General features: G+C 35.5%; 3 protein-coding genes. All 3 read right to left on the bottom strand.

What is annotated here, in order from left to right:
• Positions 1 to 119: 119 nt before the first annotated feature.
• The 3 genes from PVK71_RS20155 to PVK71_RS20145 all read right to left on the bottom strand — a co-directional run bounded on the left by PVK71_RS20155 (position 120) and on the right by PVK71_RS20145 (position 3,214).
• Complete coding sequence (locus tag PVK71_RS20155; protein ID WP_274421104.1) at positions 120 to 986, bottom strand: FRG domain-containing protein; 867 nt, start codon at positions 984 to 986, stop codon at positions 120 to 122.
• A gap of 158 nt (positions 987 to 1,144) precedes the next feature.
• Positions 1,145 to 1,762 carry an imm11 family protein gene (locus PVK71_RS20150; RefSeq protein WP_274421105.1) on the bottom strand — a complete coding sequence of 206 codons (618 nt, stop codon included), beginning with the start codon at positions 1,760 to 1,762 and terminating at the stop codon, positions 1,145 to 1,147.
• A gap of 168 nt (positions 1,763 to 1,930) precedes the next feature.
• Positions 1,931 to 3,214 carry a hypothetical protein gene (locus PVK71_RS20145; protein ID WP_274421106.1) on the bottom strand — a complete coding sequence of 428 codons (1,284 nt, stop codon included), beginning with the start codon at positions 3,212 to 3,214 and terminating at the stop codon, positions 1,931 to 1,933.
• Positions 3,215 to 3,241 lie beyond the last annotated feature (27 nt).

Below are 3,241 nucleotides of genomic sequence, written 5' to 3'. Positions count from 1 at the left end.
TGCATAACACGTTTGCTACTATACAGACCTAGCTGAATTTTACTGCTTTAATCACTGAAACTAAAGGCAAACTGACAACGCCGAGTGTAGCAAATCGTGTTGATGCATTTGTTATAACGCTACTCACTAAGTTCCCATGAGTTTATTGAATCTTGAACAGCCTTACCTGCCCCGTCTGCACTTGGATAAATCGTAGCCCCATTAATGCCTGCCTTTAAACATAATTGATACAAGCTTAATACTTCACTAACTGGAAGAGTCAGCTTAAGCAAAGGAGTATTTGGTGAAGTCATAAATTCAAGTTCTAATCCTTTAATTTCAAATTCATCATCTCGATAACCAGAATGTGGGTGCACCGTGAATAATCCTGACTGAGCGGAAACATGGTGAGATGTACTACCTGGAACTTGTACCAAATTGACATTTTGATAATGATTTATGCATTCAGTATTAAATAACCATATGGCAATTTCACTACCTTCAGTCCACTTCTTAAAGTTAGACATTGCACTCGACATAGCAAAATATACAGCAACATAAGGTTGTCGTGTCCAATCTAACAATCGAGTTGGTACACCATGATGTTGTGCTAAAGCCATTAACTCTATCAACTTAGGGTTAGGCCAAAGCCCAGGCTGAATATAATAAACACCTTGAACTCCTGAGCTTAATATATCATTTCGAAAGTCTATACTGTCATTTGGTATACGAACTCCGATATTGTCACAATAACGAGTAAACTCTTCAAGTAAACGAATCTCTGTGAAAACCAATTCATCAGCTTTGGTTCTTCTACCCATAAACCTTAAAAGAGGGTTTGTATTTTCGTTACGTAATAATGAAGGTATTAACCCCCAATTAGCATCTGCTTGCCCACGATAAATTATATTATAAGGTTCTTTAAAGAACGACTGAGTCGGACTTAAAGCGTCCCAAAGTTCATTTGCAGTCGCGTAATGCTTTTCTTTAAAAGCGAGATATTCCATTATTCCTCCTGCGTTATAACGCCTGCATAACACGTTTGCTACGATACAGACCTAGCTGATTTTTAACGCCTTAATCACTGAAACTAAAGGAAAACTGACAACGCCGAGTGTAGCAAATCGTGTTGATGCGATTGTTATGTGTAAATACATATACTGATTTAAAACTGGTCTCCTTCATTAAAGTCAGAAACTCTAATAAAGTTAACACCTGAAAAGTTTTCTTTTGAAATGAATTCGACAATACTTTTATGAAAAAACAAATAACTCTTAGAGCAATTTGCAACTTTAAATATCAATCGACTTTCTTCATTAATATGATTTAGCACGGCTTCATTCAAGTAATATTGCTTAACTTCAAGGAAGTCATCATCATCGTCGTCATCGAAATCAAATATTTCTATTTTTGACCGAGTAAGATCAAGGCAATTTAACTCAGTATATAAACCCAAATACCAATAATTTCCATGGTCATTGTTGGCATTATCAATATAGATAGAAGGATAGATTTGGACACCATCGATAGTATATTGACTCAATTCGTCTTTAAGTTTTTTATTTATCAATAAACCAGAGGTATCTACAACTAAATCAGTTAATAGATCGGAAGTTTTCTCCTCCTCACTAAAACCATTAGTAAAAAATAAAGGGTCTCCTCCATTTTCTAATTTTTTGTAATGGTACTTTCTAAGTGCTGTTCGTTTATCTGGTTTTATATGAACTTGAGTGTCATCATTTGGACGAAAAGCAATATAGTACTCATCATTGTATTTTGTCATTGCTTACTCCCAACTATGATCTTAAAAATTACTACTATATAAAACAAACACATAACGCCTGCATAACACGTTTGCTACCATGCAGATTAAGCTCAAATTTACCACTTAATACGGTAAACTCAAAGAAACCTAGAATGCCGAATGTAGCAAATCGTGTTGATGCATTTGTTATACAGCAGCTTTACGATTTAAATTAAACTCTTCCAATCTCTTACGACTATTCTCACGTTGCACCTCTTCTATTGCAGCAATTGTTTTAACTCGTTGCATTAACATTGGTATAACAGAATTTATTTTCTCATTCAGATAGTTATGCTGCGAATGAGGCCGAATTAAAATAATTTGCTTTAGCACTTCTATACAAATTACTGAACTAGGAAAATCAATATTAATGCCTGTTTCCTTCATTGCTTCTCGCCCTAGGTTTAGTGCTGTATTGAGGCAATCAATACACATAGGCTCTGCTTGATAATTTACTTCTGAAGAAACCACATCAAACATTGGACCTGATTTAATCTCAAGCACCCAGGCATTCTTTTTAGATGGACGGACGCAAGTTAATTTATTTCTGTTGCAACATGGACAAACCCAATTAGCTTGATACCTATTCCAAAACTTCCCTCTTGTCGATGCGAGGTGCTCTAACTGCTTAGAATTAGGCTTTTGCCAAATTTGAGGGTTATTTTTCTCTCGCCATGAAGAGTTTTTTCCTTTGAAGGGCTCAGGTGTATACAGAACTTTTTCTGGTTCATATTTGTTGATTTTTGTAACCCCATGTCGTTCAAAATGCCACCTTGCTTTCCTTACAATATTTGTAGCTGTCTCTAGCGAAGGTTGATACCAATCTTTTTTTTCTGCTGCGATACGAGCAAATTTTTCAGCCATTTGCATACGTATTGTGAATATAGATTCTGCTTCTTTCCACACCTGCATAGCTTTAATCGGATCAATCCTGTGATCTTCATTTGGAGTTACAATAACAAACTCTCCTATCTGCTTAGGTGAAAAAGAAAAATATCGATGCGCTTGGACTATTTTCTTTGCATCGGCATCTGCTTTATTACAATCAAAACAAACAACAGTATTGTCATAAGCAGATAAGGAGAATGCGGTTTTTATAGCAAATTTTTCTGATAATGCATCCGCTACTATAACTTCCTGTTTTATTGAGAAACTCTCAAAAAGCTCCTTAACTACATCTTTCATATGATCATGATGCTCATGAAGTTGGCATGTTAAATATTTATTCTTATTAAGCCTTACTATTTGGTCTTTAGTTCTACAACAAGACGGACATTTCCATGTAACCGGAGTCATTACCCACCAGCGATTTAGGTGAGCACCATCAGCATCATATTTTCGAATTAACTCTCGAGTTGAAAATGAAAACTCAGAGTCAATACCATCTAGATCTCTCTCTTGTAAAGATTCAATAAATTCCACTTCTGTCATACTACCTCCTTAATCTATTCTGCTGTA

The organism is Aliivibrio sp. S4MY1 (genome assembly GCF_028765545.1).
Classification (GTDB): Bacteria; Pseudomonadota; Gammaproteobacteria; order Enterobacterales; family Vibrionaceae; genus Aliivibrio.
Note: the sequence above shows the minus strand (reverse complement) of the source record. Positions and strands in the feature narration are given on the sequence as shown.